27 protein-coding genes and 1 tRNA gene are annotated in these 26,612 nt (G+C 66.3%); 21 read left to right on the top strand and 7 right to left on the bottom strand.

What is annotated here, in order from left to right; translation table 11 throughout:
• Positions 1 to 16: 16 nt before the first annotated feature.
• The 3 genes from M6B22_RS09685 to M6B22_RS09675 all read left to right on the top strand — a co-directional run bounded on the left by M6B22_RS09685 (position 17) and on the right by M6B22_RS09675 (position 3,877).
• A complete protein-coding gene (locus tag M6B22_RS09685; RefSeq protein WP_269445553.1) occupies positions 17 to 952 on the top strand; it encodes a transporter substrate-binding domain-containing protein in 936 nt (311 codons plus the stop codon).
• A gap of 250 nt (positions 953 to 1,202) precedes the next feature.
• Positions 1,203 to 2,402: an MFS transporter gene (locus M6B22_RS09680; protein ID WP_331459803.1), complete on the top strand. Its 1,200-nt coding sequence runs from the start codon at positions 1,203 to 1,205 to the stop codon at positions 2,400 to 2,402.
• Positions 2,403 to 2,407: 5 nt separating this feature from the next.
• On the top strand, positions 2,408 to 3,877 hold the full coding sequence (locus M6B22_RS09675) for an NAD-dependent succinate-semialdehyde dehydrogenase (protein WP_269445551.1): 1,470 nt from the start codon (positions 2,408 to 2,410) through the stop codon (positions 3,875 to 3,877).
• Positions 3,878 to 4,030: 153 nt separating this feature from the next.
• Here the strand turns inward: M6B22_RS09675 and M6B22_RS09670 are convergent, their stop codons facing one another.
• Together M6B22_RS09670 and M6B22_RS09665 are read right to left on the bottom strand one after the other, a co-directional pair.
• Positions 4,031 to 4,375 (bottom strand): DUF5615 family PIN-like protein, encoded by a 345-nt coding sequence (locus tag M6B22_RS09670; protein WP_269445550.1) that lies wholly within the window; start codon positions 4,373 to 4,375, stop codon positions 4,031 to 4,033.
• Positions 4,372 to 4,590: a DUF433 domain-containing protein gene (locus M6B22_RS09665; protein WP_269445496.1), complete on the bottom strand. Its 219-nt coding sequence runs from the start codon at positions 4,588 to 4,590 to the stop codon at positions 4,372 to 4,374. Before M6B22_RS09665 ends, M6B22_RS09670 begins: the two co-directional genes overlap by 4 nt.
• Positions 4,591 to 4,779: 189 nt before the next feature.
• On the opposite strand from M6B22_RS09665, the gene M6B22_RS09660 reads away from it, so the two are divergent.
• Both M6B22_RS09660 and M6B22_RS09655 read left to right on the top strand, forming a co-directional pair.
• Positions 4,780 to 4,857, top strand: a tRNA-Tyr gene (locus tag M6B22_RS09660).
• Between the two features lie 266 nt (positions 4,858 to 5,123).
• Positions 5,124 to 5,987 carry a hypothetical protein gene (locus tag M6B22_RS09655; protein ID WP_269445549.1) on the top strand — a complete coding sequence of 288 codons (864 nt, stop codon included), beginning with the start codon at positions 5,124 to 5,126 and terminating at the stop codon, positions 5,985 to 5,987.
• Here the strand turns inward: M6B22_RS09655 and M6B22_RS09650 are convergent.
• A complete protein-coding gene (locus M6B22_RS09650) occupies positions 5,984 to 6,178 on the bottom strand; it encodes a DUF1059 domain-containing protein (protein ID WP_269445548.1) in 195 nt (64 codons plus the stop codon). The genes M6B22_RS09655 and M6B22_RS09650 overlap by 4 nt on opposite strands.
• A gap of 88 nt (positions 6,179 to 6,266) precedes the next feature.
• Positions 6,267 to 6,557, bottom strand: a complete 291-nt coding sequence (locus M6B22_RS09645; protein WP_269445547.1) for a hypothetical protein — start codon at positions 6,555 to 6,557, stop codon at positions 6,267 to 6,269.
• A 410-nt stretch (positions 6,558 to 6,967) separates the two neighbouring features.
• Between M6B22_RS09645 and M6B22_RS09640 the strand changes: the two genes are divergently transcribed.
• Entirely contained in the window at positions 6,968 to 7,408 is a 441-nt protein-coding gene (locus tag M6B22_RS09640) for a MarR family transcriptional regulator (RefSeq protein WP_269445546.1), read from the top strand.
• 104 nt (positions 7,409 to 7,512) lie between these two features.
• On the top strand, positions 7,513 to 9,309 hold the full coding sequence (locus M6B22_RS09635) for a type IV secretory system conjugative DNA transfer family protein (RefSeq protein WP_269445545.1): 1,797 nt from the start codon (positions 7,513 to 7,515) through the stop codon (positions 9,307 to 9,309).
• Here the strand turns inward: M6B22_RS09635 and M6B22_RS22155 are convergent.
• From M6B22_RS22155 to M6B22_RS09625, 3 genes are all read right to left on the bottom strand, one after another.
• Positions 9,279 to 9,452 (bottom strand): FAD-dependent oxidoreductase, encoded by a 174-nt coding sequence (locus M6B22_RS22155; protein WP_407935604.1) that lies wholly within the window; start codon positions 9,450 to 9,452, stop codon positions 9,279 to 9,281. The genes M6B22_RS09635 and M6B22_RS22155 overlap by 31 nt on opposite strands.
• Positions 9,453 to 9,583: 131 nt before the next feature.
• Positions 9,584 to 11,089 (bottom strand): amidohydrolase, encoded by a 1,506-nt coding sequence (locus tag M6B22_RS09630; RefSeq protein ID WP_269445544.1) that lies wholly within the window; start codon positions 11,087 to 11,089, stop codon positions 9,584 to 9,586.
• A gap of 470 nt (positions 11,090 to 11,559) precedes the next feature.
• Positions 11,560 to 12,984 (bottom strand): amidase, encoded by a 1,425-nt coding sequence (locus tag M6B22_RS09625; protein ID WP_269445543.1) that lies wholly within the window; start codon positions 12,982 to 12,984, stop codon positions 11,560 to 11,562.
• 187 nt (positions 12,985 to 13,171) lie between these two features.
• On the opposite strand from M6B22_RS09625, the gene M6B22_RS09620 reads away from it, so the two are divergent.
• From M6B22_RS09620 to M6B22_RS09555, 14 genes are all read left to right on the top strand, one after another.
• Positions 13,172 to 14,143: a 5-dehydro-4-deoxyglucarate dehydratase gene (locus tag M6B22_RS09620; RefSeq protein ID WP_269445542.1), complete on the top strand. Its 972-nt coding sequence runs from the start codon at positions 13,172 to 13,174 to the stop codon at positions 14,141 to 14,143.
• 35 nt (positions 14,144 to 14,178) lie between these two features.
• Entirely contained in the window at positions 14,179 to 14,373 is a 195-nt protein-coding gene (locus M6B22_RS09615) for a ferredoxin (RefSeq protein WP_269445541.1), read from the top strand.
• A 1-nt stretch (position 14,374) separates the two neighbouring features.
• Positions 14,375 to 15,571, top strand: coding sequence for an NAD(P)/FAD-dependent oxidoreductase (locus tag M6B22_RS09610; RefSeq protein ID WP_269445540.1), 1,197 nt, complete (start codon positions 14,375 to 14,377; stop codon positions 15,569 to 15,571).
• Between the two features lie 39 nt (positions 15,572 to 15,610).
• The gene (locus M6B22_RS09605) at positions 15,611 to 17,008 is read left to right on the top strand and encodes an aromatic ring-hydroxylating oxygenase subunit alpha (protein ID WP_269445539.1); all 1,398 of its coding nucleotides are present in this window, start codon (positions 15,611 to 15,613) and stop codon (positions 17,006 to 17,008) included.
• Complete coding sequence (locus M6B22_RS09600; RefSeq protein ID WP_269445538.1) at positions 17,005 to 17,550, top strand: aromatic-ring-hydroxylating dioxygenase subunit beta; 546 nt, start codon at positions 17,005 to 17,007, stop codon at positions 17,548 to 17,550. Before M6B22_RS09605 ends, M6B22_RS09600 begins: the two co-directional genes overlap by 4 nt.
• A gap of 9 nt (positions 17,551 to 17,559) precedes the next feature.
• Entirely contained in the window at positions 17,560 to 17,742 is a 183-nt protein-coding gene (locus tag M6B22_RS09595) for a hypothetical protein (protein WP_269445537.1), read from the top strand.
• 68 nt (positions 17,743 to 17,810) lie between these two features.
• Positions 17,811 to 18,554: an IclR family transcriptional regulator gene (locus tag M6B22_RS09590; RefSeq protein WP_269445536.1), complete on the top strand. Its 744-nt coding sequence runs from the start codon at positions 17,811 to 17,813 to the stop codon at positions 18,552 to 18,554.
• A gap of 82 nt (positions 18,555 to 18,636) precedes the next feature.
• A complete protein-coding gene (locus M6B22_RS09585; RefSeq protein ID WP_269445535.1) occupies positions 18,637 to 20,247 on the top strand; it encodes an ABC transporter substrate-binding protein in 1,611 nt (536 codons plus the stop codon).
• A 113-nt stretch (positions 20,248 to 20,360) separates the two neighbouring features.
• Positions 20,361 to 21,374: an ABC transporter permease gene (locus M6B22_RS09580; protein ID WP_269445534.1), complete on the top strand. Its 1,014-nt coding sequence runs from the start codon at positions 20,361 to 20,363 to the stop codon at positions 21,372 to 21,374.
• A complete protein-coding gene (locus tag M6B22_RS09575; protein WP_269445533.1) occupies positions 21,371 to 22,252 on the top strand; it encodes an ABC transporter permease in 882 nt (293 codons plus the stop codon). The genes M6B22_RS09580 and M6B22_RS09575 overlap by 4 nt, the downstream gene beginning before the upstream one ends.
• A 41-nt stretch (positions 22,253 to 22,293) precedes the next feature.
• Positions 22,294 to 23,232 carry an ABC transporter ATP-binding protein gene (locus tag M6B22_RS09570; protein WP_269445532.1) on the top strand — a complete coding sequence of 313 codons (939 nt, stop codon included), beginning with the start codon at positions 22,294 to 22,296 and terminating at the stop codon, positions 23,230 to 23,232.
• A complete protein-coding gene (locus tag M6B22_RS09565; protein ID WP_269445531.1) occupies positions 23,229 to 24,230 on the top strand; it encodes an ABC transporter ATP-binding protein in 1,002 nt (333 codons plus the stop codon). The genes M6B22_RS09570 and M6B22_RS09565 overlap by 4 nt, the downstream gene beginning before the upstream one ends.
• Positions 24,227 to 25,177 carry a 2-hydroxyacid dehydrogenase gene (locus M6B22_RS09560; protein WP_269445530.1) on the top strand — a complete coding sequence of 317 codons (951 nt, stop codon included), beginning with the start codon at positions 24,227 to 24,229 and terminating at the stop codon, positions 25,175 to 25,177. The genes M6B22_RS09565 and M6B22_RS09560 overlap by 4 nt, the downstream gene beginning before the upstream one ends.
• A gap of 42 nt (positions 25,178 to 25,219) precedes the next feature.
• Complete coding sequence (locus tag M6B22_RS09555; RefSeq protein ID WP_269445529.1) at positions 25,220 to 26,602, top strand: aldehyde dehydrogenase family protein; 1,383 nt, start codon at positions 25,220 to 25,222, stop codon at positions 26,600 to 26,602.
• Positions 26,603 to 26,612 lie beyond the last annotated feature (10 nt).

Raw genomic sequence — 26,612 nt, 5'->3', positions numbered from 1 at the left:
AGGAGTGCGCCCCGTCATGTCGAATCCTGTAAACCGGTTGCGAACCGCTACGACAACACTGCTCACCGGCGTCCTCGCCGTGGGCTTGCTCGCCGGATGCGGAAGCAGCAGCGGGGACAAGAAGTCCGGCGACACCAAGGGCGGCCCGTCGGTGTCGACCACGGCGGACGCCAAGGTGGCCGCGATGGTGCCCGAGGGCATGCGCAAGAAGGGCACCGTGCAGTGGCTGATGCAGATTCCCGCCGCTCCGATGGAGTTCAAGCAGGGCGGTGAGCTTGCCGGCATCGACGTCGATCTCGGCTATGCCATGCTGGCCAAGCTCGGCCTGAAAGCTGAGGTCACCACCGTCAACGACTTCAGCGCCCTGATCCCGGCGATCACCACCAATCGCGCAGACTTTGTGATGTCCGGCATGAAGGATCTGAAGGAACGCCAGGCCAAGCTGGACTACATCGACTACTTCAAGACAGGTAACGCGTTCATCGGCAAGACGGGCGACAAGTCCAAGTACGCCACGTACGCCGACCTCTGCGGCAAGACGGTCAACACCGGCGTGGGTGCGAGCTACACCGCGCAGCTCGCCGAACTGTCCAAGCGCGAGTGCGAGGCTCAAGGCAAGCCGGCGATGAAGAATCTCTCGGCCGGTGGCTCCATCCCAGAGCAGCTGTTGCAGCTGGACCAAGGTCGAGCGGTGGCCGTGCTCAACGGGGTCGAGTTGTCCGCGGACGCGGTGGCGCAGGCGAAGGGCAAGTACGTCGTGCTCGACATCCCGGCGTTCGAGCCCGCCTACTACGGCATAGCCGTGAACAAGTCGAACCACCAGTTCGCCTTGGCCGTCCAAGCGGCAATGCAGGCGATCATGGACGACGGCACCTACGCGAAGATTCTCACGAAGTACGACCTGGCCGGCGCCGGCCTGGACGAAGCGCTGCTCAACGGCGCGTTGAGCTAGGAACCTCTGAAAGCGAGCGGGCGGCGCGTCCCCACAGCGCCGCCCGCTCTGCTGGTTCGCCGTGCGCTTCGGCGGCCGTACTCAACCCAGAAACCCCCGGCGGCACGCGGCTACCGCGTCCGCGTTCCTACCGCCTTGCACGCGGCGGACATATCTCGAGCACAAGGGAGTGGTCTTGCGTCGCCTATTAGGGCACCGCGCGTGGCGCGTGTGGGCGGCGGCATCATTCCTCGCTCGCCTACCGACCTCGATGTCCCTACTGGCATTTCAACTCGCTGGCCTCTACGCAGTGCACTCGATCGCGCGAGGAGCCGAACTCGCCGGCATCGCTGCATTTACGGCCGGCGCCGCCGGCCCGCTGCGCGGTGCATGGCTCGACCGGCGTGAGATGCGCGGCGGCCTGCAACTGAGCTGTTACGCAGCCGCTCTGTTCATGGGCCTGTTCACGGTCGCAGTGGCTGCGAAGGCGCCATTCCTGGTGCTGCTCACCCTGGCGATCCTCCTCGGGCTGTCGATCGGCGGCATATGGGGCGGCTTCCGGGCATTGCTGCTCAACTCGGTGCCGCCGGCGTTGCTACGTCGCGCCCACTTCGTCGAGTCACTAAGCACCGAGATCGGTTATGGCCTGGGACCGCTTGCCGTGACGCTCATCGCAGCACTCGCCGGGGTGGTCGTTGCGCTTACCGTCATGACCGCCGTGTTCATCTGTGCTGCAGTCATGCTCCGCCAGGTAGCACCGCTAGCGCCTGGCAAGCGGTCGGACCGACGTGCCGGCCGACTCACCGTACCGATCGTGTTCATCTGCGCGGTCGGAGGTTTCCAGAGTTTCGGCTTCGGCCTCGTCGAGGGCAATGTGCCCTCGCGAATGGCAGAGCTCGGTCACTCCGCCGATGCTGCCGGGGTATTCCTCGCGTTGCTGTCGGTCGGCAGCGTGATTGGCGGACTCATCGTCAGCTTCGTTCCGATCAGCACCAGGCGTCCGGCTCTACTCGGCGCTGGCCTGTTCGCGCTCTTCGCCGTACTCATCATCCCCAGCACACTCGCCACATCGGTGCTGACCTTCGGCTCCACACTGCTGTTCGCCTCACTGATGCTCGTCCCGCTGTCCGGCCTGGCAGCCGCAGAAATCGAAGCGCAGCTAGGTGATCACGGCCGGGGCCGGATCTTCGCGATCTTCATCGGTGCAGTACAGGTCGGGGGCGGCCTCGGCGTTGCCGTCAACGGTGTCCTGCAGTCGTACATCGAACCCAGCGAAGTACCACTCGTCAGCGTCGGTCTCTTCGCAGTCATCGCCCTCGTGCTCGTCGTCGTGGGGCTGCTCATTGGTAGGAACACAACCATCGAGGTGTCGTCGCCGTTCGACGAGATCTCAGCTGCCGAGTCGACACTGGCCGCCGCAACGGACCGTGCATCGATCGGCCCAACGCAACGCATTACAGAGGAGAAGTGACACTCATGCGCAGTCTGCTCGCCGATGTCGCGGCGCGGAACGGCTCGATAGTGCCGGCACAGATGTACATCGCCGGAGGCTGGGTAGACGGCGCCGACGGCACATTCGACGTCCTAGACCCGTCCATCGGGACAGTCATCGCGCATGTGCCACGGGCCGGCGTGGCGGATGCCCAACATGCGATCTGTGCAGCCGCGGCCGCACAGCCGGTCTGGGCCGCCACAGCGCCGCGCGAACGCGCCGAGATCCTTCGACGGGGATTCGAACTCGTGACAGCCAGCGCGGACGAACTGGCATTCCTGATGTCGCTCGAGATGGGCAAACCTCTGACGGAAGCGCGCGGTGAAGCGACTTACGCGGCCGAGTTCCTTCGCTGGTTCTCCGAGGAAGCTGTGCGTGCGGACGGGACGTATCGGACCGCCCCGGCGGGCACCAACAAGATCCTGACCTGGCGCAAGCCGGTCGGCGTCGCACTGCTGTTGACGCCGTGGAACTTCCCGGCCGCGATGATCACCCGGAAGGTCGCGCCCGCCCTCGCGGCAGGTTGCGCGGTCGTCCTCAAGCCCGCCGAGGACACCCCACTGACGGCTCTGGCGCTGGCCGGCCTGCTCGAGGAGGCCGGCGTGCCGGCAGGCGTGCTGAACGTCGTCACCACCGACCGTCCCGCCGCGCTTGTTGCAACAGCACTCGCCGACCCGCGGATCCGCAAGCTCTCCTTCACCGGCTCGACCAGCGTCGGATCGCTTCTGTTGAAACAGGCGGCGGACCGGATCGTCAACTGTTCCATGGAACTTGGCGGCAACGACCCGTTCCTGGTGCTTGCCGACGCTGATGTCGATCAGGCTGTCGCGGGAGCGATGCTGGCGAAGATCCGCAACGGCGGCCAGGCATGCACCGCCGCGAATCGCTTCTTGGTGCACGAATCACTCGCTGGCGAATTCGCTACGAAGCTGGCCACAGCGATGGCCGGACTGCGCATGGGTCCCGCAACGACGGCAGAAACGCAGATCGGCCCGATGATCAATGCCCGCGCCGTCACCGGCATCGCCGACAAGGTGGATCGCTCCATCAGTGCCGGTGCCTCGGCCCTGTTGGGAGGCCGCACTCCCGCCGGCGCCGGCTTCTTCTATCCGCCGACGGTGCTGACCGACGTGCCGCGCGACAGCGCCGTCGCGATCGAGGAGATCTTCGGTCCGGTCGCACCGGTCATCGCCGTGCACGACGATGACGACGCGATCGCCCTCGCCAACGCCACCGAGATGGGCTTGGCGGCCTACGTGTACTCACGTTCGCTCAGTCGAGGGCTAGCGGCCTGCGAGCGGCTTGAGGTGGGAATGGTCGGCCTGAACCGGGGCGTGCTGTCCGACGCCGCAGCGCCGTTTGGCGGCGTCAAGCAGTCCGGGCTCGGCCGCGAGGGCGGTTACGAAGGCATCGACGAGTATCTCGAGACCGTATACGTAGCGACCGACTTCTGACGCGGTGTACGACCCACCCCCGCAAGGTGGTGCTCCGCCGCGACTGGACCGGTCTGTCGTACGGACCTCTGACGGCGCACGGGGGACTTGTCTGGGTCAGCTGTACCGACCAATGTTGCTCGAGGGACTTTGCGGACTGGACCGTGTGGAGGATCAGTTCGGCAATCGTGGAACGACTAGCAGAGCGGCGTCCGCGGATTCATCGAAGGCGAGGACGTCGTCGAGGTGATCGAGGATCACCTGCAGCGCGCCGGCGGTCGAGGCGTTGCCTACGCGTAGCCAGATCACCTTTGGGGGCGGCCCGTACAGGAATGCGAGTTGGCGGAAGTCGGAGTCCTTGGACACGATGGCGAATCCGTGCTCGCGCGCGAACTGCCAGAGTTCGCGATCGGTCGCGGTGCCGAGGCCGACCGCAGTGACGTGGATGCTGTCGGGGAACTCGTGCTGTAGTTGGTCGACCAGCTTCCTGGACAGGTTCTGGTCGACGAGCAACTTCACGCTGTGGCGAGGCGGCGTTCACGAAGTGCCGCGAACTCGATCGCGGCACGGACATGCTCGGCGGTCAGTTCCGGAAAATCGGACACGATCTCGTCGCTACTCATGCCGGAGGCCAGGTACTCCAGCACGTCGTAAACCGCGATCCGGGTTCCGACAAAGCATGGCTTGCCGCTGCGCACCCCCGGCCGCGTCTCAATCAACGACGTGATGTCCACGCCGACCACAGTAGACGCATCTATCGCCCAGCGGAGGGTGGCGACATTGCGCCGGCCGGCGTGGCATGACGCACACATGACCTCAAGCTGCACGCGCGCAGGCGACTTGCTGCTGATGAAAGCCGCGGGACATACGCGGGATCGATCATGGTCGAAGATCACCACGGGCGCCTGTAGCCCAGCAAGTACGGGACGTGCAGAAATGGGACGGGGTGGTCTGTAAAACCGCCGGCTCAGCCTACGTTGGTTCAAACCCAACACCCGCCACAAACCCCTGTAGGTCCCGGATTCCGGGGCCTACAGGGGTTTGTGGCGGGGTCGTGGGCGCCGCCCGCGGCGGTGCAGCCGGATGCCATGAAATGCCGCCAGATGCAGCCGTATGTCAGACCTCGCGGGATATACGCGGGATGGACCAAGATCGTTTTGAATTCGCTGACGGCGACACCCAGATGGGTTGCAGCTAAGTGGCTTGACGGTGCCGTGCCGTCAGAGGCTGAGAAGTGCGGTCTCGATGCGCTGAATCGGATTGGCTGGTGGCTGTCGCCGGCCGGCGTCGCGACTTGCTGCGGGCGGTGGCGGCTTCGGCGCTCGGGCGGGACCTGCGCGCAGTCGAGTCCACCGCGCTGTTCGCCGCGCTCGACGCGGCCGTGCGCGACAACGCCGTTCCAGTCTTACCGCAGGTTGTCGACGCGATGTTCCGACCACCGCACGACGTGGACGGCTCGACGGTCGAGCAACTGCTGTCGGACGGTCGGCAGGTTGCCCACGCGCTGAACCGCCTGGTGCGCGGCGACCTCTCCGGGCTGTTCGACGGCCCGTCCACGACCCGGTTCGATCCATCGCTGCCGATGGTTTCGCTGGACCTCTCGCGTATCCAAGGTTCCGATCAGCTGATCGCTCTGGTGATGACCTGCTCATCGGCGTGGATGGAAGCCGCACTTGCTGATCCGGATGGCGGGCAGCGTTGGGTGATCTACGACGAGGCCTGGCGGTTGCTGCGTCAGGCGTCGTTGTTGGCGCGGATGCAGTCGCAGTGGAAGTTGTCGCGTGCGCTCGGTATCGCGAACCTCATGGTCATCCACCGGCTGTCTGACCTGGACGCGGTCGGCGAGGCGAACTCGCAGGCGCGCAATCTCGCGCTCGGTCTGCTCGCCGACTGCTCCACAAAGATCATCCACGCGCAGGAGTCCGGTGAGGCGGCCAAGGCAGCAGCGGCTCTCGGGCTGTCCAGCACGGAAGCGAAGGAGTTGCCGCAGCTCGTCCAGGGCGAAGGGCTGTGGCGGATCAGGGAGCGCGCCTTCGTTGTAAGGCACCTGTGCACCGACGGCGAACTGGACTTGTTCGACACCAACGGTCGAATGGTCACCCAACCTGTGACGCGCCAGCTTCGCGGCTAGGCGAGTGCTGGTTCGGCGTCTTCCATGCTGGCGCGGATGCCCTCGCGAAGTTCGGGTGTGTCTTCGTGACCGTGGTGCGCGACGGCGTGCGCCACTGCGGTTTCGAGGACCTCGTCTTCGGTGCCGGCGATGGAGAGTGAGCAGTTGCTGTCGCTCGGCATCTTCCGGCAGTCGACCATCTTGCGGCCCATGGTGGCCTCCTTGCGAGTGTGTTGCGTGGATTGCGTAAATCGGTAGGTCCGGCGCGCCTTCGGTGGAGCTTGGATCGGTGCTGACGGCTCAGCCGAGCTGGGCGAGTCCCTTCTGCAGGTCGTCGGAGTTCATCACCGGCGTGAACGTGACCCGCGCGTGGAGCTGTGCGAACGCCGGCTCGGCGATCGCCGGAATGTCCGACGGGCCGGCGAGATCGAAGAATATGAACGCGGTGCGGCAGCCGGACTCGGTGCTGAAGTAGCTCGCCTCGGGCTTGGTCTTGTCCATCACCTCCTGCATGATCTTCGGCAGCGTGCCGTCGCTGATGGCCTTGTTACCGGCTTCGGTGTCGAGTTCCAGTTTGAGCATGCACCGCATGACTGCTCCCTTTCCGAACCTGAATGTCATCGACCTGACTGCGTGCGGTCTGGACGATGGTGGCGTGTAAGGCGATGGGGATGCCGGTCCCATACGTGCCCTGGGGTGTGCCTGACGTCGTGTTGACCTGCGTCCGCCGTCATGGTGATCATCTGTTCCTCGCTCGGCGTTCTGATGCGCCGATGGGCGGGTCGGGCACCGCCGGCAGTCGTCGCGGCCGGTCACGCTGCCGACGACGGTGCCCTACTGCCCCTGCCCGTCGGACGGCTCCCCCTAGCCTGGATCCGGTACCGCGCCGGCTGCCTGACGGTGCCCTACCTGCGCGGGTCAGGCTAGCCAGAATTCTCTCGAAAAACAAGAGGCTTGGGATCCGAGCAATACTGATGATCTTTCGATAGGGTGGTGTGGTCATGACTGACGGGCGTGAACCTGAAGACGGCGTGGGCGAGCTGCGGGCGCTGCTGCTGGCCGGGCAGCGATTCCGTCAGGCACTAGCCGACCGTTTCGGGCTCAGCCTGAGCGAGGCAGTTGTGCTGGGTCATCTCGCCGACGCCGGCGGCCAGCTGATGCCGAGCGAATTGAGCGAGCGCATGCTCGTGGGCTCCGGCACCCTCACCGCGATCATCGACCGGCTGGCCGACAACGGCCACGTGCAACGTAGCCCGCACCCGCGCGACCGGCGCCGGATCCACATCACCCTCACGACCGACGGCCGGCGAGTCGTTCGCTACGCACAACAACACCTCGAACAAGCCGAAGCCGCGGCACACGAGGCCCGCGCCTCGCCACTTCGTGCGCTCGCCGCGGCACTGCACAACGAGACTGAGCGGGTGCTTCGCCGCCGTTCCTGAGCCACGCTCGCGAACCGCGGCCGCACCCGATTCGTGCGCCGTGCCGGGACCGGCTTTCACCGACATCGCCGCCTTCGTGACGTCAACGTCTCTGGAGGTCGCTCGTGATCGAGCCGTACGGCCGACGAGACACCGTGCCGATGCTGCTCGCGGCCGGCGTCGCCGTTGCCGGCATGCTGTGGGCTGCTGCCGCCGCGTCTGCCCTCCTGACTGGGCACGCCGTCCCGCGTCACCATCCGGACGGCGCGGTGCTGGCATTCGCGCACCTCGGTGATCCGTCGAAAGCGTGGCACGCCCCGGTCGGACCACCGCTGCTCTACTGGGCGTTGACAGTGCTCGTGTTCGCCGCGTCCGCCGCAGTCCTGGTCGTCCTGCGACGAGTCTTCGTCGGGGACAGTGAAGGTCGGAGTGGCTCAGCTGGCTCCGTAGTAGGCATGGCCACCCGTGGGGAGGTGCAGCGTGCCGCGGGCGTGCGTCGGCTGCGCAAGCGCGGACGTGTGTTGCGTCCGGCCATCGCGGAGCCGGCACGTTACGAGCTGGGCTACCGGCTGGGGCGCTCCCGCGGCGCCGACTGCTGGGTATCCGTGGAGGACTCCATGGTGCTGCTCGGACCGCCGCGGTCGGGCAAGGGCTTGAACACGGTGATTCCCGCGATCCTGGATGCACCGGGCGCGGTGGTCACGACCAGTACCCGTCCGGACAACCTGACCGCCACCATGCGGTCACGGAAGCGCAGTAGCGGTCCGGTCGCGGTGTTCGACCCGCAGCAACTGGCCGGGTTGCCGTCCTCGCTTAGGTGGTCGCCGGTGCGTGGCTGCGCCGAACCTCACGTGGCGATGGCGCGTGCTCGTGCGTTGTGCAGTGAGCCGAGTCGCGGCATGGAGAACGCGACGTTCTGGTCGCAGCAGTGCTACACGGCCGTGCGGTGCCTGCTGCACGCGGCAGCGTTGGGCGGCCGGGCGGCGGTGGAGCTGTACCGCTGGTCGCTGTCGCCGATCGCGGCCGAGGACGCCGTGGCCATCCTCACCGAGAGGCCGGAAGCGGCGCCGGCGTGGGACAGCGCGTTGGAGTCGATCCTCGCCGCCGACCCACGGCAGCGTGACTCGACCTGGTCGATGGTCGCCAACGTGTTCGCGCCGCTGGCCGACCCACGGGTGCTCGCCGCCGTCTCACCGCCCTTAGGTGAGGAGTTCGATCCCGAGCCGTTCCTTCGCGAGCGCGGGACGCTGTACCTGCTCGGCACCGCTGCCGGCGCATCAGCGACGGCGAACCTCGTCGCGGCGCTCGCAGAGGACGTCGTGGAGACCGCTCGCCGCCTCGCCGCAACGTCCGCCGGTGCCAGGCTCGACCCGCCGCTGGCGGTGATCCTCGATGAGGCCGCGAACTACCCGCTGCCCTCACTTCCGTCATTGATGAGTGACGGTGGCGGGACCGGCATCACGACAATCGTGGTGCTGCAGTCATTGGCGCAGGCACGTGACCGCTGGGGTACGGATGCAGCTGCCGCGATCTGGGACGCCGCGATCGTCAAACTCATCCTCGGCGGTGCCGGCAATGCCAACGATCTGCGGGACGTGTCTGCGCTGATCGGCACCCGCATGGAACGCCGCGCCAGCGAGACGATCGGCGCGGACGGCCGCCAGTCGGTGTCCTACTCGACGCATGAGGTCCCGCTGCTGGACACCGGCCGCCTCCGCACCCTGCCGTTCGGGCAGGGCATCGTGCTGCTGCGCTCAGCCCCGCCCAACCCGCTCGACCTGCAACCGTGGACGTCCCGCTCCGTTCGCGTGCGTCGAGCAGGTCGTATTCGATTTTGGCGGCGTCCAGTGACGCCCGGTACGTATCCAGGAGCATCCGTCCGGTCGTTCCCTCACGGGCGAGGTCGGATGATCCGCGAATGATCGTCGGAGGACCCCCACGGATGGCCCGGCTGAAATTGCTCGCAAACCAGCACACGGCTCCCGCCGCGGCTGAGCCAGTACGCGGCTGCGGCGCGGAGCGCCCCGGCGCCGACAACGATATGGTCGTAATGCTTTGCCGGCATGGACCGCAGCCTCTCAGCTACGCCAGAACGATGCACCCGACGATTGACGCGTCCGATCGCCCATCGACGCTACGCACGATCTGCAGATGTGGACGGACAGCTCGCACGGCCGCCGACGAGTGACCGGAACCTTACTGAGCGCGGTAGACGACGCGGCCGGCGGCGACGGTTGCCCTCACGGTCGCGTCGGCCGGCAGAACGCCATCGGCGAATAGATCACGATCAAGCATCGCGAGGTCCGCGCGGGCGGCGATCCGCAGCACGCCGCCGTCTGCATCGTGGTTGACGTACGCCGACCCTGCCGTGAAGGCGCGCAGCGCAGTCTGCAGGGTAAGTGCCTGCTCAGGCAGGAACGCGGCGTTGTCCCGGTGATCCGGGTCGATCCGCCGCGTCGCAACCTCAATCTCCCGAAGCGGGTTCGCCGTGGTGACCGGCCAGTCGCTGCCCATCGCCAGTGTGGCGCCGCTGCGCTGCAGTGTCGCGAACAGGTATTGCATCTGCGCGCGCCGCTCGCCGAGAAATGGGATCGTAAGTTCTTGCATCTGCGGCTCGTGCTGTGCCCAGAACGGTTGGCAATTCGCAACCACCCCGAGCTGCGCGAACCGCGGTACATCCTCGGCCTGCATCAGTTGGATGTGCGCGATGTGGTGACGTAGGTCGTTCATGCCGTTTGCTGTGCGCGCCGCTTCCACGGCATTCAGGCAATTGCGCACAGCGCGGTCACCGATCGCGTGCATGTGCACCTGGAACCCATGCTCGTCCAGCATCGTGACCGCGGCCTTGAGCAGTTCGGCATCGACGTAGGTGAGGCCGGCATTGTCGGTGACACCGCCGCATCCGTCGCAGTACGGCTCGAGCAGCGCGCCGGTGAAGTTCTCCAGCACTCCATCGGTCATGATCTTCACAGTGGTGGGGAAGAACGACCCGGCACGGCCGTGTTCTCGCTGGTCAAGAAGCTGGTCGAGTTGTTCCAGGCCCGAATGTCGATCCCACCACAGCGCTCCGACGACCCTCGCGGTGAGATCGTCGGATTCGGCAAGTGCGCGATACGCCGCCAGCGTCGCCGGAGTGACCCACGCGTCCTGCCAGCCGGTGATGCCCATCGCGTGCAGGTGCCGCTGCGCAGCGAGGATTGCGACCTCCCAAGCATGCCCGTCCGGCAGCGGTACGTAGCGGTCGTTGAACGAGTAGGCCGCACCTTCGTGCAGCGTGCCGGTCGGCTCGCCAGTTCGAGGATCGCGCTCGATGCGCCCATCAGCAGGGTCGGGCGTGTCCTTGTCGATGCCCGCTACCTGCAACGCCTTGGAGTTCACCCAAGCGCCGTGAACGTCGCGATTGAACAGGAACACCGGGCGATCCGGAATGATCGCGTCGAGATCCTCCTTGCGCGGCGTGCCTCCAGGGAACTCCTCCATCGCCCAGCCGCCACCCACGATGAACGGCTCGTCCGGGTGGTCGGCAGCGTACTGCTTGATGTGGGCTAGGTAGGCCTCACGGCCGGTGTCGTCGTTGAGCCACACCCGCAACATGTTGTTGCCGGCCTGCGGAGGATGGCAGTGGGCGTCCTGGAAGCCCGGAACCACCGATCCCCCGCCTGCCTCGATCACCTCCGTGCGCGGGCCGATCAGTTCGCGCACCGGTTCGGCACCGAGAGCCACGATCCGGTCGCGACGGACTGCGATAGCGTCTGCAGCCGGGCTCGCGGGGTTACCCGTCCACACTCGCGCGTCCACAATTGCCAATTCTGCTTGTGTGCCCGGCAATGGTGTCCTTTCGTACTGACCCTCCCCGGTTGGGACGACACGGGTTATGCAGCTTGATCGCCGCTGATGTGGGGTGTTGCCTGACTGTAGTGCTGTTCGCGCACGATCGCGGTAGGGGAGAGTCTCGCCGAGTGGCGCAAGTCGGGTTCCTCGCCGGTGTTCTGGTCGGCAGCTTCCTCTACTACGCAAACGAATCCTCAACCCAGCCATGAGCAAACCGGACCCGCGCCGATCACGAAATGCGTGCCAGAGCCGTCTCCCGTGGTCGCTGTCACGGCGCGGAGTCTTGCACTCCGGCTCTCTCCGGGTGATCGCAGCGGAACAGCCGGTGCGAAACGGAACCCTCATAGTCCCAGCGGTGGACGGCCGATCGCGAGCGGCCAAGGCGCAGCGGCTTCAAGCGCCCGCGCGGCAATGAACACCGAGACGTCGTCGAAGGGGCGTCCGGCGATCTGCATGCCAATGGGAATCCCTTGACTCGACATGCCGACCGGCACTGACATCACCGGATTGCGGCTGCAAATGTTGAACAGCAGCGTCGGCATGACGTCGCGGTGCTTGGTCGTTGCGACACCGTCCACCTCGGGGCCGTAGTCGACATAGTCCTCGCCGGCGACCAACGAAGTTGAGCTCATCGTCGGGCACAACAAGATGCGGTGTTCGGTGAGCACCGTCGCCATCGCGCGCTGGATCTCCGCCTCGAGTCGCACGCCCTCGTTGAAGTCCTCCCGGCGCACGTTCGCCGCCCGTTCTGCGACGCCGCGCAGGTACCGCGTCCGGGTGTCGGAGGCGCCGGTGGCCGATGTCTCGAAGCGTTCGGCCCGGATGCCGCCATGGATGTGCACGGCGCGCTGGATCTGGTCGAACGTCCAGCCGGGAGTCACCTCCTCGACGTGCGCACCAAGCTTCGCGAACCTGTCGGCGGCATCGCGCACTGCTGCCTGAACCTCCCTGCTGGTGGGGTATCCGCCGCAGTCATATGAGACCCCGACTCGCCATCCGCGCACGTCGACACCGGTATCCGAGACGCTCACCCGGCCGGGCACTGTAACCGGATCTTCTGGGTCCTGCCCGGAGATCGCGTCCTGCAACAGGGCGCAGTCATCCACAGTGCGGGCGAGCGGTCCCTGGTGGCGGTACGGGTCGAGATTGTGCGGTGGGACTCCTGGGACGCGACCGTACGGAGGCTTGTAACCCACCACACCGCAGTACGCGGCGGGGATGCGGATGGAGCCGCCAGTGTCGCTACCGTCGGCGAGCGGTGTGAATCCAGCCGCCAGCGCCACTCCGGCGCCGCCGGACGAGCCGCCCGGGCTGAACGCCCGGTTCCACGGATTGCGGGTGATCCCCCATAAGTCCGAGTGGGTGAACGGGGCGCAGCAGTACTCCGGCGTCGCGGTGCGCGCATGCACGAAAGCACCGCACGCCAGCATGCGACGCACCACTACAGCGCTGACGTCGTCGACGTGTGCTCGGCGGCTGACCGAACCCATCGTGGTTCGGCGTCCGGCGACCGGGGTCTCATCCTTGATCGCGATCGGAAGGCCGTCCAGGGGACCGAGCGCGGCGCCGGCGCGATAGCGCGCCTCCGACGCCTGTGCGGCCCGTAGTGCCGAGTCGGGATAGACGTCGACAACCGCCTTTAGGCCGGGATCGAGAGCGTGGATCCGATCCAGCAGCGCCTGGGTGTAGTCCACAGGCGACAGCTGTCCGGTGCGATAGCGCTTCACCACGGCACGGGCCGAGAGGAAGGGGACCGAAGCGGTCACCATACGTCTCCATCTACATATGTAGTACGTCGTCTACACGTGACACGCTAGGTGTGGTCGTATGTGCTGTCAATCCTCCCCAAGCGTAAGGGATCCTGCCCCGCCCAACCTCTTGACAGCGATTGCAAGTCCGCTCTAGCGTATCGATGAGTAGACGAACGATTCATATATAGACAGGAGTTCGGGAATGCGCTGGTCGTATGAGGAGATGCCGGCAGCCCTCGACGGGTTGCTCGCGTTCCCGATCACGCCGTTCGACGGCGCCGGTGCGCTCAACGCCCGCGCGCTGCATTCGCACACCGAGTTGCTGCTGTCCTACGGCGTGAGCGGCCTCTTCCCGGGGTGCGGCACGGGCGAGATGGGGGCACTCTCGCCCGACGAGTACGCCACGATCATCTCGACCAGCGTCGCGGTCGCGGAGGGCGCAGTCCCCGTGCTGGCCGGCGTCGGCTTCGGTGCCAGCCTGGCGGCCGAGATGGTTCAGATGGCTGAAGCAGCCGGAGCGGACGGCGCGCTGGTGTTCCCGCCGTACCTGCAGTCACCCGGCAGCGACGAGTACCTCGACTATTACTGCTCGCTGGCGGCCAAGACGCCTCTGGCTCTGGTCATCTACCAGCGGGATGCCGCCATATTCACCGCGGACACCGTTGCTCGCCTGGCCGAAGTGCCAAACATCGTAGGCATCAAGGACGGAACCGGCCGCGTCGAACTACTGCAGCAGCAGGTCACGGCAGTCGACCGCAGTCGCTTCGGCTTCATCAACGGCGTCCCGACTGCCGAGCTGCTGGCACCCGCGCTGCGGCCGTACGGCATCACCGCGTACAGCTCGGCGCTGCTGAACGTGGTGCCGGAGCTCGCGAGCGAGTTCTTTCACGCATTGCGTACGGGTGACACCGAGCGGGTGGATGAACTGTTGCGCCAGGTCGTACACCCGTTCGTCCGGTTGCGGGATCGTGAACCCGGCTACGCCGTCTCCTTGATCAAAGCGGGGGCTCGTCTGCGCGGTGCGGACACCGGCACGGTGCGGGCCCCGCTAATCGAGCCGAACGAGCGCGACCTCGCGGACCTGCGGACCTGGTTGGCCGGATTGCGACTCAGCGACGTCCTTATCCCGTGCGACCGCTCGGCACTCGGCGCGATCGCGGCGCAGGGCGCTTGAGCACACGGAATCGGAAGGGAGAGCAGCCGGTCATCATGCGGATCAAACTCGACGAGGACCTGTGCATGGGATACGCGAACTGCGTTGTCCAAGCTCCCGACCTCTTCGACATCGACGAGGAGACCGACAAGGCAGTCGTGCTGGTGACCGCGCCTTCAAGCGAGCAGTTGCCGGCTGCCAAGGCCGCCGTCCAAGCCTGCCCCGCCATGGCGTTGCGGCTGGAATACTGAGATGGCTAGGCAGCGCGTGCTGATTGTCGGTGCTTCGCTCGCCGGCGTTTCGGCGGCCGAGCGCATCCGCCAGCGTGGCGACGACGTCGAAATAGTTGTAATCGGCGATGAAGCGGAGTGGCCCTACGACCGTCCGCCCCTGTCGAAGCAGGTGCTCACCGGTACCGGCCGGGTCCAGTTGTTGCACGAGCCGAGCTGGTACGCGGCGCACGACATTCAGCTGCGCCGCGCCACGCGTGCGGTTTCGCTGGAAGCAGACCGGACCGCGGTAGCCCTGTCCGACGGGGAGACGCTCGCCGCCGATGCAATCCTCATCGCCACCGGAGCGCGTGCCCGGCGTGTACCGGCATGGGCGGGACGCCGAGGCGTGCACTACCTGCGCAGCGCGGCTGACTCGCGCGCGCTGGGTCTTGCGTTGAACAACGTGGGCTCGCTGATCGTCGTCGGCTGCGGGTTCGTCGGGCTGGAGGTCGCTGCCGCCGCGAGCCGGCGCGGGTGGCGGGTGACGGTCGTGGAGTCAGCTGCCGCCCCTCTGCAGCGGGTGCTGCCCGCCGAATTGGCCGTGGCATGCGTCGCCGGATATCTCGAGGCGGGGGTCAACATCCGCACGGGCGCGACGGTCACGGAACTGGTGGGCACGCTGACCGTCCGGGCGGCCCGCCTCAGCTCCGGGGAGCTCCTCGAGGCGGACCTGGTCGTAGTCGGCGTCGGTGCGGTGCCCAACACCGAGTGGCTCGCCGGAGCCGGGTTGGACGTCGGCGACGGCGTGCGATGCGGCGCCGACGGCCGCACGAACCGCCCAGGCATCTGGGCGGCCGGAGACGTCGCAGCCTGGCACAACACGCTCACCGGCACTTCCGGCCGAGTCGAGCAGTGGCAGGCGGCCCGCGATCACGGAGCCCGGGTTGCCGACGCGATCCTCGGTGACCAGGCGCGGTGGGACACGCCGCCTTACTTCTGGTCTGACCTACTGGACGCGAAGCTTCAGTTCAGCGGCTGCTTCACGAGCGGCATGCGCACGCATACCGCGCGCAGTGGTCGCAAGCTCGTGGCCGTGGTGGGCGAGCGTGAGCTCTGCGGCGTGGTCACACTCGGCAGCCCGAAATGGCAAGGACTCGGCCAGCGCCACCTGCTGGCCCGCACGAACTTCGACGAAGCATGCTCGTGGGCCGACCAGTGCGTGGCGCGGGCCGCCTGAACACGACCAGCACGTCGACCGAATGACGGAGGAAGGCAGATGACGACAACCGAACGCAGCACCGGCCTGGTGGACGTACGCAACGGCACGGCGAGCCGCGAGATCTTCGTCGACGACGCGATCTACCGCGACGAACAGGAAAAGGTGTTTTCGCGGAGTTGGCTCCTTGTCGGGCACGAGAGCCAGATCCCCAACCCGGACGACTATTACGTCTCGCGCATGGGCGAAGAGCAGGTCATCCTCACGCGGGACAAGCAGGGCAACATCCACGTCCTTCTCAACACATGCACGCACCGCGGCATGAAGCTGTGCCGCTACGACGAGGGCAACACGACGTTGTTCACCTGCCCGTACCACGCGTGGAGCTTTTCCACCGACGGCAACCTGGTCAGTACGCCCGGCGAACTGTTCGGTGTGCCCGGCTATCGCGCGCGCTATCACGAGGCGCTGGACAAGACCAAGTGGGGCCTGGTCCGGGTTCCGCGGATTGTCAACTACCGCGGGACCATCTGGGGGAACTGGGACCCGGATGCGCCCGACCTCGAGGACTACCTCGGCGGCATGAAAATGTGGCTGGACTTCGCGCTCGATCACCGTGACGGCCGCGACGCCGGTGGCGTCGTGCTGGCCGGCGTGCAGAAGTGGCGTGTTGGCTGTAACTGGAAGTTCGCTCCCACCAACTTCATCGGGGACGTTGCACATGTCGTCAGCCACCGTTCGGTGGACATGGTGAATATCGGCCCCAGTGGGGCCGGGCGTCGCGATGACAAACGAGACGGTGCGTCTGTGTTCGGCTGGCCGGACCTCGGCCACGGCGGGACAGGTTGGGCAGGTGCGCTCGAGGAGGACTACACCCAGCCACCGAGCTTCGGGCGGTTCCCGGAAGTGGCGGAGTACTTCGAGAGCGCACGCGCCGCACGCCGGGAGCGCCTGAAGGGGCGGTTCCACTTCCAAGGCAAGGGCACGATCTTCCCGAATATGTCCTTCCACGAGGAACAGCCGCGGACGATCATCGTGGCGCATCCGAACGGCCCGTGCGAAACGGAGTTCTGGCGGTACTACCTCGTAGACGAAGACGCGCCGGACAACGTTAAGGATGTCTTGCGCAGGTACTTCATGAGCTACTCCGGGCCTGCCGGACTTACCGAACAGGACGACCTGGAGAACTGGTCGGCAGCGACCGAGGCAAGTCGGGGCCGCGTCGCCCGGGACCATCCGTACAACTACCAGATGGGCCTGGGCTACTCCGAGCCATACGAACCGGTGCCCGGATGCGTGTGGGCACGGCAGTTGTTCTCCGAGCAGAATCAGCTGATCTGGCTCAAACGCTGGAGCGAGTTCATGCAGGGCCGCTCCTGGGACCAGTTGATGCACCGCGTCGAGACCCCCGGTGACGTGCCGTTCCCGATGCTCGAAGCGGAGGCGACCTCGGCATGAGCGCACCGACCCTGGACGTACTGGCACCCACGCTGCTCCGGCTGGAGCTCGAGGACTTCTATTACCACGAGGCGGATCTGCTGGACAGCCGTCACTTCACGAAGTGGCTCGACCTGCTTGACGAGAACATCAGCTACCGCGTGCCGATCAGCCGCAACGTGCAGTCCAGCGATACCGACCGCGAATACCTCACCGATCGGCTGGACGTGTCCTGGATCGACGAGGGGAAGCTGACCTTGAGCCAGCGCGTCGAACAGTTGCAGACCGGGATCCACTGGTGCGAGGAGCCAGTGTCACGGACATCGCACCTTTACACCAATATCCGGGTCGTCGACACCGATGGCCGGCAGCCGGTGGAGCGGGTCACGGCGCGCATGCGGTTCCTGGTCTATCGAAACCGGCTCCGGGACGAGGTTGACATCATGGTCGGCAAGCGGGTCGACGAGCTTGTCCGCTCCGGCGACTCCTGGTTGATCGCCAAACGAACGGTCTATCTCGACCAGACAGTCCTGCTCGCCAAGAACCTCACGACGTTTCTATAGGAGACCGCCGTGTCCAAGCCGCTGAACTTGCGGGACCTCGAGCCCGGTTCGCGCGTACGCCTCCAGGACGGCACCGTGCTGTTCGTCGTCGACAACCCGCGCGACGGCGCATGGCTGATCTGTGCGCCGGAGGACAGCCCGGAGGATCGTGATGGCGTCTTTCTCGCCGACATCATCGGCGAGGCGGACTGAGAAGTCGATCTGCAGAAGGGAGCGTGCTCATGGAACCCGGAACGAACGATGCTGACCACGGAGTTCGAGTGGTCAAGTCGGCCGAGCGGACCTTGCTGGTGCTTGAGCTTCTCAGCACAGCGAGCGAGCCGCAGACGCTGCGTGAGATCAGCGTGGCCCTCGATATGCCACGCGCCAGCACCTATGCGCTGCTGATGACTCTGGTCGCGCGTGGCTGGCTGACGCAGGTGAACGGGCGCTATGCGCTGGGCGTCAGGTGCCTGCAGGTCAGCCGCGCTTTCATCAACCAGGACGGGATGGTGGCTGAGGCACGTCCGGTGATGCAGAAACTGTCCGAACTGTTCGATGAGACGATCCACCTCGGTCGGATCGACGGCGCGGAAGTGATCTACCTGCACAGCCTGCCGTCGCGGCATCGGCTCTCCGCGGCGACGGCGCCGGGACGGCGGATGCCGGCCACTGTCACCGCGCTCGGAAAGGCCATCCTCGCCGAACGCCCCATCGCTGAGGTGCAGCGGGTACTTCCGCTGGAGTTCGTCCGTTACACCGCGAACACGATCGTCTCGCTGGACAGGCTCGAGGAAGAGCTTGCGGCAACCCGGAGCCGTGGATACGCCATCGACAACGAGGAGTCCAGCATCGGGTTGCGCTGCTTCGCCGTCGCGGTCGGGCCGGACAGCCCGTCGGCCTACGCGATCAGTTGCTCAGTGCCCACCCCGCGCCTGAGCGAGGAGCGGTCGAACGAGATCGCGAAGCAGCTGCTCGAAATCCGGGCGCTGCTCAGCCCCAGCGGCGGCGGTGGCCGCGCGTGAACCGGCTCCACCGCCGATTGTCGGAACGCAGAAACGTAAGGAACTCGTACACGCGCAGTCGTCCATCCAATTGGGAGAGATCATGATGAAGTCGCTCCACCGCTATGGGTTCGCCAGGGCAGCCCTCGCGGCTGCCGTGGCCGCCGGGCTCGGGTTGACTCTGTCCGCCTGCGGCGCAAGCTCGTCCGGCGGGCCGTCCGCGTCGTCGGACACGCTCCTCGTCGACTCCTCGCTCGGAGCCACCACACTCGATCCTGCCGTCCAGTTCGACAACACGGCCGAGAACCTCGTACACCAGATGTATGACACCCTGCTGACGTATCACGGGGACAACATCAAGGACATCGTTCCTGGCCTCGCGACCAGCTACAAGGCGTCCGCCGACGGTCGGACCTACACCTTCACGCTGCGCAAGGACGCAAAGTTCGCTGACGGTACACCGCTTACGTCCGCGGACGTCGCTTTCTCCTACAACCGAACTCTCAACATGAAGTCGAACAATTCGCACAAGCTCACCGGCATCAAGGTGTCGACTCCTGATGCCAATACGGTGGTACTGAACTCGGACGAGCCGAACCCACAGTTGCCGGCGCTCGTCGCGACCGATTCGCTGGCCATCGTCAACGCAAAGCAGGTCAAGGCGGCCGGGGGCACCGATCAGCCCGGCGCGGACAAGGCGGACAAGGCCGGGCCGTGGTTCAACAGCCATTCGGCGGGTTCCGGGCCGTACCAGCTGCAGAGCTTCACGCCGAACTCGCAGGTGGTTCTCGTCGCCAACCCGAACTACTGGGGGAAGAAGCCTGCGTTCTCAAAGGTCATCATTAAGAGCGTCACGTCGACACAGCAGCAGTTGCAGGACGTGCAGAACGGCGGAGCTCAGGTCGCAGTCAACCTGAGCGGAAACCAGGTGAAGCAGCTGAGCGGCTCCGTTACCGTGCACAGTGTCCAGTCGCCCACGGTCGTCTACATGGCCCTGTCGAACGATCCGGGCTCACCGACCTCCGACGCGGACTTCCGCAAGGCGATCGCACTGTCGATCGACTATGCAGGCCTTGTCCAGTTGGCCGGGGAACGCGCCGTGCAAGCGGCTGGCGTCATACCGGCGTCCATCGCCGGATCGCTGCCTCCGTCGGATGCGGTGAAGAGGGACCTCGCGGCTGCCAAGGCGGCGCTGGCCGCCTCTGGCAAGGCCAACGAGACGGTGCAACTGTCCTACGGCAGCGACTATGCGGTGGACGGGCTGACGATGGGAACGTTCGCGCAGCGCATCCAGGCCAGCGTCGCCGAGGCCGGTATCAAGATGAAGCTGGTGCCCGCGCCCAACCTTGATGCACGCACGCAGTACTCGCAGGGCAAGACCCAGATCGCGTTGTGGAACTTCCCGCAGGACGTCATGGATCCGTTCGGCTTCACCGTCTACAACCCAGGTGACCTGTTGCCCACCCGAATCCACTGGCCGGCGTCGGCACCGGACGCGAGGCCGGTTGTGGAACTGGCGGACAAGGCGCTTGCGGAGATGGACAGCGCCAAGCGGGCTTCGGATTACCAGGCCTGGGGCGAAGCGCTGAACGCTACCTACCACTTCATCCCGCTGTTCACCGGAGTGTCGCACGTCGCCGGAGCCAAGGGCATCACCGGGTTGAACATCAACGGCTCCTTCGGCGTCGACTACGCGTTGCTCGGCAAGAGCTAGTCCACGCACAGGGCTGGAACGGAAAGACGAGCATGGTCACGACATTGCCTGCGCGGAAGGCGACAGGGGGCGGGACGGATCCCGCCCCCCGGAGCCCGCGCAGACGCCACCCGTTGGCGCACTACGTTGCGCGCCGGCTCGGCATCACGGTTGTGCTGGGGTTCGGGATAACGATCATCTCGTTTCTGCTGACGAACGTCATCCCGGTCGACCCCGCGGTGGCCAACCTCGGGGACATCGCTTCCGGCGACCCGGCCGTCGTGGCAGCCTTCCGTGCCAAGTACGGACTGGACAAGCCGCTCTTGGTCCAGTACTTCCGCTATCTCGACAAACTCGTGCACGGCGACTTGGGCACCTCACATCAAACCGGTCGACCGGTGCGGACCGATCTGCTGCAGTACGCGCCAGCCACGATCGAACTGGTGATGGTCGCGATCGCCTTCGCGGCGATCTTCGGAATCGGGCTCGGTACGGTGGCCGCCCTGTGCCGCAACCGGTGGCCCGACCAACTCGCGAGAGTGGTCTCCCTGATCGGCGTGAGCACTCCGGTGTTCTGGCTGGGCCTGGTTGTTTCCTACGTCATGTTCGCGAAGCTGCATCTGCTCCCGGGAAGCGGCCGGATCGATCCTCGGATCGGCGCCCCGACGAAGCACACCGGGTTCTTGCTGCTGGACTCACTTGTGGACGGCAATCTGCGGGCGTTCGGTTCGGCGGTCGAGCACATCATTCTGCCTGCTGCCGTGCTCGCGACCTACACGCTCGGCATTCTGATCAAGTTCAGCCGAGCGGCGGTGCTTGAGGTGATCGGCACCGATTACGTCAGAAGCGCCCGCGGTAAAGGGCTGCCTGGGTTGTATGTCATCTGGCGCTACATCCTGCGCGCGGCCGCCGGCCCGATCGTGACGGTGACCGGCGTAGCATTCGGCACCTTGCTCTCGGGCACCGTGCTCGTCGAATCGGTGTTCAGCTGGCCCGGCCTCGGGCAGTACGCCTATCGTGCGGCCACCTCGAATGACCTGTCCGCCGTCATGGGGGTGAGCCTGCTCGTCTCCCTGACGTACATCGTCGTAAACCTGCTTGTCGACCTCGCCTACATGGCGCTCGACCCCCGAATGAGGCTGACATGACCGCCGTCGCATCCACCCTGGTGGACGGCCGGCAGCGCAGTCGTGCGCTGGCACGGCTGAAGCGGAACCGTCTGCTCACGATCGGCGCCCTCCTGCTGTTGGTGGTTGCCGGCGTGGCGCTTCTTGCTCCGCTGATCGCGCCGTCCAGTCCGATCAAGCAGTCGTTCGCGCCGTTGCAGGCACCGTCGGCCTCCCACTGGTTCGGTACCGATGAGGTCGGTCGGGACGTGCTCAGTCGGGTCGTGTTCGGCTCCCGGGTCTCCGTGCTGTTTGCGGTACTGCTCGTCGTCTGCGCGATGGTGATCGGCGGCCTCGTCGGCGTCGTGGCCGGCTTCTTCGGCGGAGTCGTGGATGAGGTGCTGATGCGAATAGTGGACCTGGTATTCGCCTTCCCCATCATCATCTTGGCGATGGCGGTAGCTGCGTCGCTAGGTCCCAGCCTGCACAACGCGGTCATCGCGGGCGTGCTGGTCTCCTGGCCGATGTACGCCAGGACCGTTCGCGGCCTGGTGATGAGCTTGCGCGAGGCGGACTTCGTCGCCGCCAACCGGTTGGCCGGCGTCGGCTCCATGCGGTCGATGTTCATCGACGTCCTGCCCAGCGTGGCCGGGCCGATCCTGGTGCTGGCCACAATGGAGGTGGGCGGTGCGATCCTATTGTTGGCGGGGCTGTCGTTTCTTGGCTTGGGTGCACAGCCACCCGAGGCCGAGTGGGGCAGCATGATCTCGGCGGGCATCAATTACTTCAATTCTTGGTGGATCGCGGTGTTCCCGGGCCTCGCCATCATGCTGGTCGCGCTGGCCTTCAACCTGATCGGCGACGGTCTGCGCGACTGGCTGGACCCGCAGACCAAGCAGATCGTGGACCGGAGTTCGTGATGCCGGTACTCGAGGTCGACTCGCTGCGCGTCAGCCTGCCTGTGGGCGGCCGCGACGCGCCGGTGCTGCACGGCGTCTCCGTCTGCGTCGGTGCGGGACAGATCCTTGGCATAGCAGGGGAGAGCGGAAGCGGCAAGACGATGGCCGGCCTGGCGCTGATGGGCCTGCTGCCCTCCGGAGCCCGGGCGTCCGGCCGCGCGGTCCTGGACGGGCGCGATCTGCTCGCTCTGCCTGCACGCGAGATGCGCCGCGCGCGTGGACGCGACGTCGCCATGGTGTTTCAAGATCCGCTGAGCAGTCTGCATCCGATGCTGACAATCGGTCACCAGCTGACCGACCACGTCCGACATCATCGCGGGCTCACGCGCACGGAGGCCGCAGCGCACGCGAAGCTGCTGCTCGAGCGGGTACACCTGCCCGGCACGGACCGGATGCTGAAGACCTATCCGCATCAGCTGTCCGGCGGCATGCGTCAGCGCATCGCGATCGCGATGGCGCTCGCGTGTGAGCCCAAGCTGATCATCGCGGACGAGCCGACGACGGCGCTGGACGTGACCGTGCAAGCCGGGATCCTCGCCTTACTCGACGACCTGCGCCGTAACTCCGGCGTGGCGATCGTCGTTATCACGCACGATCTCGGCGTGCTGTCCAGCGTCGCGGACAAGATCGCGGTCTTCTACGCCGGTCGGGTGATCGAGCAGTCCGAATGCGCCGCGGATATCTTCCGCAGCCCGCGGCATCCATACACCCGCGCACTGCTGGACGCGCTTCCTGCCCACGCGAACAGTTCCGACGGGGGGCGGCTCAGGCCCATGCCCGGAGCCCCGCCGGTGATTGGTGACGAGGTGCCCGGCTGCGCGTTCCACAGCAGATGCGAGTTTGCCCAGGACTGCTGTCGGGATGCGATTCCCGACCTGCAGGTCGGCGCGGCCGGGCACGAACTCGCCTGCTTCGTCGATCCGTGGAGGGCGCAGCCATGACGCCCACGCCTCTGCTGTCGGTCGCTAACGCGACCATCACCTATCGGCGCGCGGACCGCACCCAGGTCCAGGCCGTGACCGGCGTGACCTTCGACCTGCAGCCTGGCGAAATTCTCGGCCTGGTAGGCGAGAGCGGGTGCGGCAAGTCCACACTCGCTCGGGGCTTGGTCGGCCTGCTGCCGCTCGCGGACGGGGAGGTACGCCTGGACGGCAGGCCGATCCGCGCACTGCGCAAGCGGCGCCGGCCGGAACCGGAGTGCGACCTTCAGATGATCTTCCAGGACGCTGCCACGGCGCTGAATCCTCGGCGCACCGTGGGCCAGCAGCTCACCGAGGTTCTCCGGGCCCGGGACGCCGGCTCCCGAGAGCGCTGGCGTGATCAGGTCGTCGAACTACTCGATCGAGTGCGCCTGCCGGCGTCGGCGGCGGACAAGTACGTTCACCAGTTCTCCGGCGGACAGCGGCAGCGCATCGCACTGGCGCGCGCGCTGGCCACTCGTCCGAAGGTGCTCGTCGCGGACGAGCCGATCTCCGCGCTCGACGCGTCTGCGCAGGCGTATGTAGCGAACATGATGGTCGACATCTGCCGCGAAGAGGGCATCGGCCTGCTGATGATCTCGCACGACCTCGCGGTGATTAGGGCGATCGCCGACCGTGTCCTGGTCATGTACCTCGGCGAGGTGGCGGAATCCGGACCCACCGGGACCGTGTGGGACTCGCCGGCTCATCCGTACACGCGTGCTCTCATCGATGCGATACCCGTACCGGATGGCTCCGGGATACGGCCGAAGAGTTTGGGTGGCGAGGTGCCCGATCCGGCCTTTCCGCCGACCGGATGCAACTTTCATCCACGGTGCCCGGTCGCAGTCAAGGCTTGCGTGCATACGGTCCCGGTCCTCCGCGACGCGGCGCCCGGACAGCGAGCCGCGTGTATCCGCGTCGGCGCGGACGGAGCCGAGAGCGACGCACAGCATGCCAGTAGTGGAGCAAGCGCGTGAAGTCGTTGGTACTGGACTCGATCGGCATCCCCGAGGAACTGTGTAGGGGGGTGCCACCGACCTGCGAGATCATTCAGGTCCCGCCCGGTAAGGCGGTCCCGTTCGAACGAGTACGCCACGCGCGGTCCTGGATCGTCGACGCGCGGACGAAGGTGGACCGGGCGGTACTCGATCAACTCCCGCACCTCTTGGCGGTTTCGAAGTTCGGGGTCGGCATCGACAACATCGCTGTCCAGGACGCGACCGAGCGCAGGGTCTGGGTGTGCAATACCCCGGGCGTCCTCGATGACGCAGTCGCCGAGTTGACCATCGGGATGATCATCGCGGCGGGCCGCAAGATCGTCGCCTTCGACCGGCTCATCCGGGCCGGCGCCTGGACGATCACCCCACCGGAGCTCACCGGGCAGGTCCACGGCGCGACGCTGGGCGTCGTCGGCATGGGCCGGATCGGCCGACGAGTGGCGCAGTTGGCGAGCGCGCTGGGTATGCGGGTCGTCTACCACAATCGCAGGCGGATCCGTGATGCGGAGACCCGCGGCCTCGCGGAGTACGTAAGCTGGCCGGATCTCTTCGAGCAATGCGATTACGTGACGATCCACACCCCGCTCACCGACGAGACCCGTCGACTGGTCGGCTCCGCCGAACTCGCCCGAATGAAGGCGACGGCAGTCCTGGTCAATACCAGCCGGGGAGGCGTTATCGACGAACGGGCGCTGATCCAATGCCTGCGCGAGCGCCGCATCGCGGGCGCTGCCCTTGACGTCTTCGAGCAGGAACCTCTCCTGCCCGACCACCCGCTGAGGACGTTGGACAACGTGATTCTCCTTCCCCACGTGGGCAGTGCGACTGAGCGAACCCGCTCGGCGATGCGAGAGCTCGCGCTGGCGAACGCGGTGACCGCGGCGCAGGGCGAGCGACCGAGTACCACGATCAACAGTTGGCAATGACATCGGTCGAGCAACCGGTCCCTTCCTGTGGAGAGTGAGCAGATGAGTGTCGTTTACAGTCCGATCGACGGCTCAGCGCTGTGCGACGTGCCTGACGCAGGTCGCGCCGAGGTCGACCGGGCGCTGTCGCGTGCCCAGGCGGCGCAGGAGGAGTGGGCGCAGCTAAACCCCACGCGGCGCGGCAGGCTGCTCTGCGATGTCGGACGGCTCATGGAGTCCCGTGCGCAGGAGTTCGTCGAGTGCGAGACGGGCAACCTCGGCGCGCCGGTCGAGGTGACGAGAGCCAGTGTGCTGCGAGCGGCGTCGACGTTCACCTACTTCGGTGGCATGGCCGACAAGGTGCTGGGCACCGTGATCCCGACGGGCAGTGAGTTCCATACCTACACGCGTCGCGAGCCGTACGGCATCGTCGTCGCCATCGTGCCGTGGAATGCGCCGATCATCTTTGCAACCAAGAAGATGGCTCCGGCACTGGCGATGGGCAACGTCTGCATCCTCAAGCCTGCGCAGGAGACGCCGTTGAGCGCGCTGCTGCTGCAGAACGTGTTCGACGAGTGCGGTGTGCCGCCGGGCGTTGCGCAGGTGCTGACGGGTGGCCGGGAGACCGGAGCTGCGCTCACCAGCGACGACCGGGTCGGGTTGATCGTGTTCACCGGCCACGACAAGACCGGTATCGCGATCGCGAAGGCGGCCGCTGAACGGCTTATTCCGGTGGCCTTGGAGCTCGGTGGGAAATCGGCTCAGTTGCTATTCGCGGACGCCGACCTGGACCGCGCGCTCAAGGGCATCTCGCACGGCATCTTCGAGAACTGCGGCCAGGCGTGCATCGCGGGCAGCCGGCTGATCGTCGAGGAGCCGATCTACGCTGACGTCGTCGATCGATTGGCGCAGCGCACCACCGCGCTGAAGGTTGGCGACCCCCGCCTGGCCGGCACTGACGTCGGACCTCAGGCGACCGCGACGCAGCGCGACAAGACCGTGCGCATGATCGATCAGGCGGTGGCCGACGGGGCCCGGATCGTCGCACAGGCTGACCTGCCCGCCGATTCTGCGCTGAGCGACGGTTATTACGTGCGCCCGACCGTATTGGCCGACGCCGTGCACAGCACTCAGATCGTCCAGGAAGAGGTGTTCGGCCCGGTGCTGACAGTGTCCTCCTTCGGCACCGAGGAGGAGGCGGTCCTGGCAGCCAACGGCACGGAGTACGGCTTAGCCGCCGGCCTATGGACCTCTGATTCGGCGCGGGTGCACCGCATCGCCGCGCGGCTCGTGGCAGGGACCGTCTGGGTGAACACGTACAAGAACATTTCGGATCTGGTCCCGTTCGGTGGCGTCGGCCGCTCCGGCTACGGCCGGGAGGGTGGCACCTCGGCGGTGGAGCTCTACACACGAGTGAAGAGTGTCTGGGTGTCGCAGGTGTCGTGACCGCCGCCGC

It is taken from the genome of Jatrophihabitans cynanchi (assembly GCF_027247405.1).
Lineage (GTDB): Bacteria > Actinomycetota > Actinomycetes > Mycobacteriales > Jatrophihabitantaceae > Jatrophihabitans_B > Jatrophihabitans_B cynanchi.
Note: the sequence above shows the minus strand (reverse complement) of the source record. Positions and strands in the feature narration are given on the sequence as shown.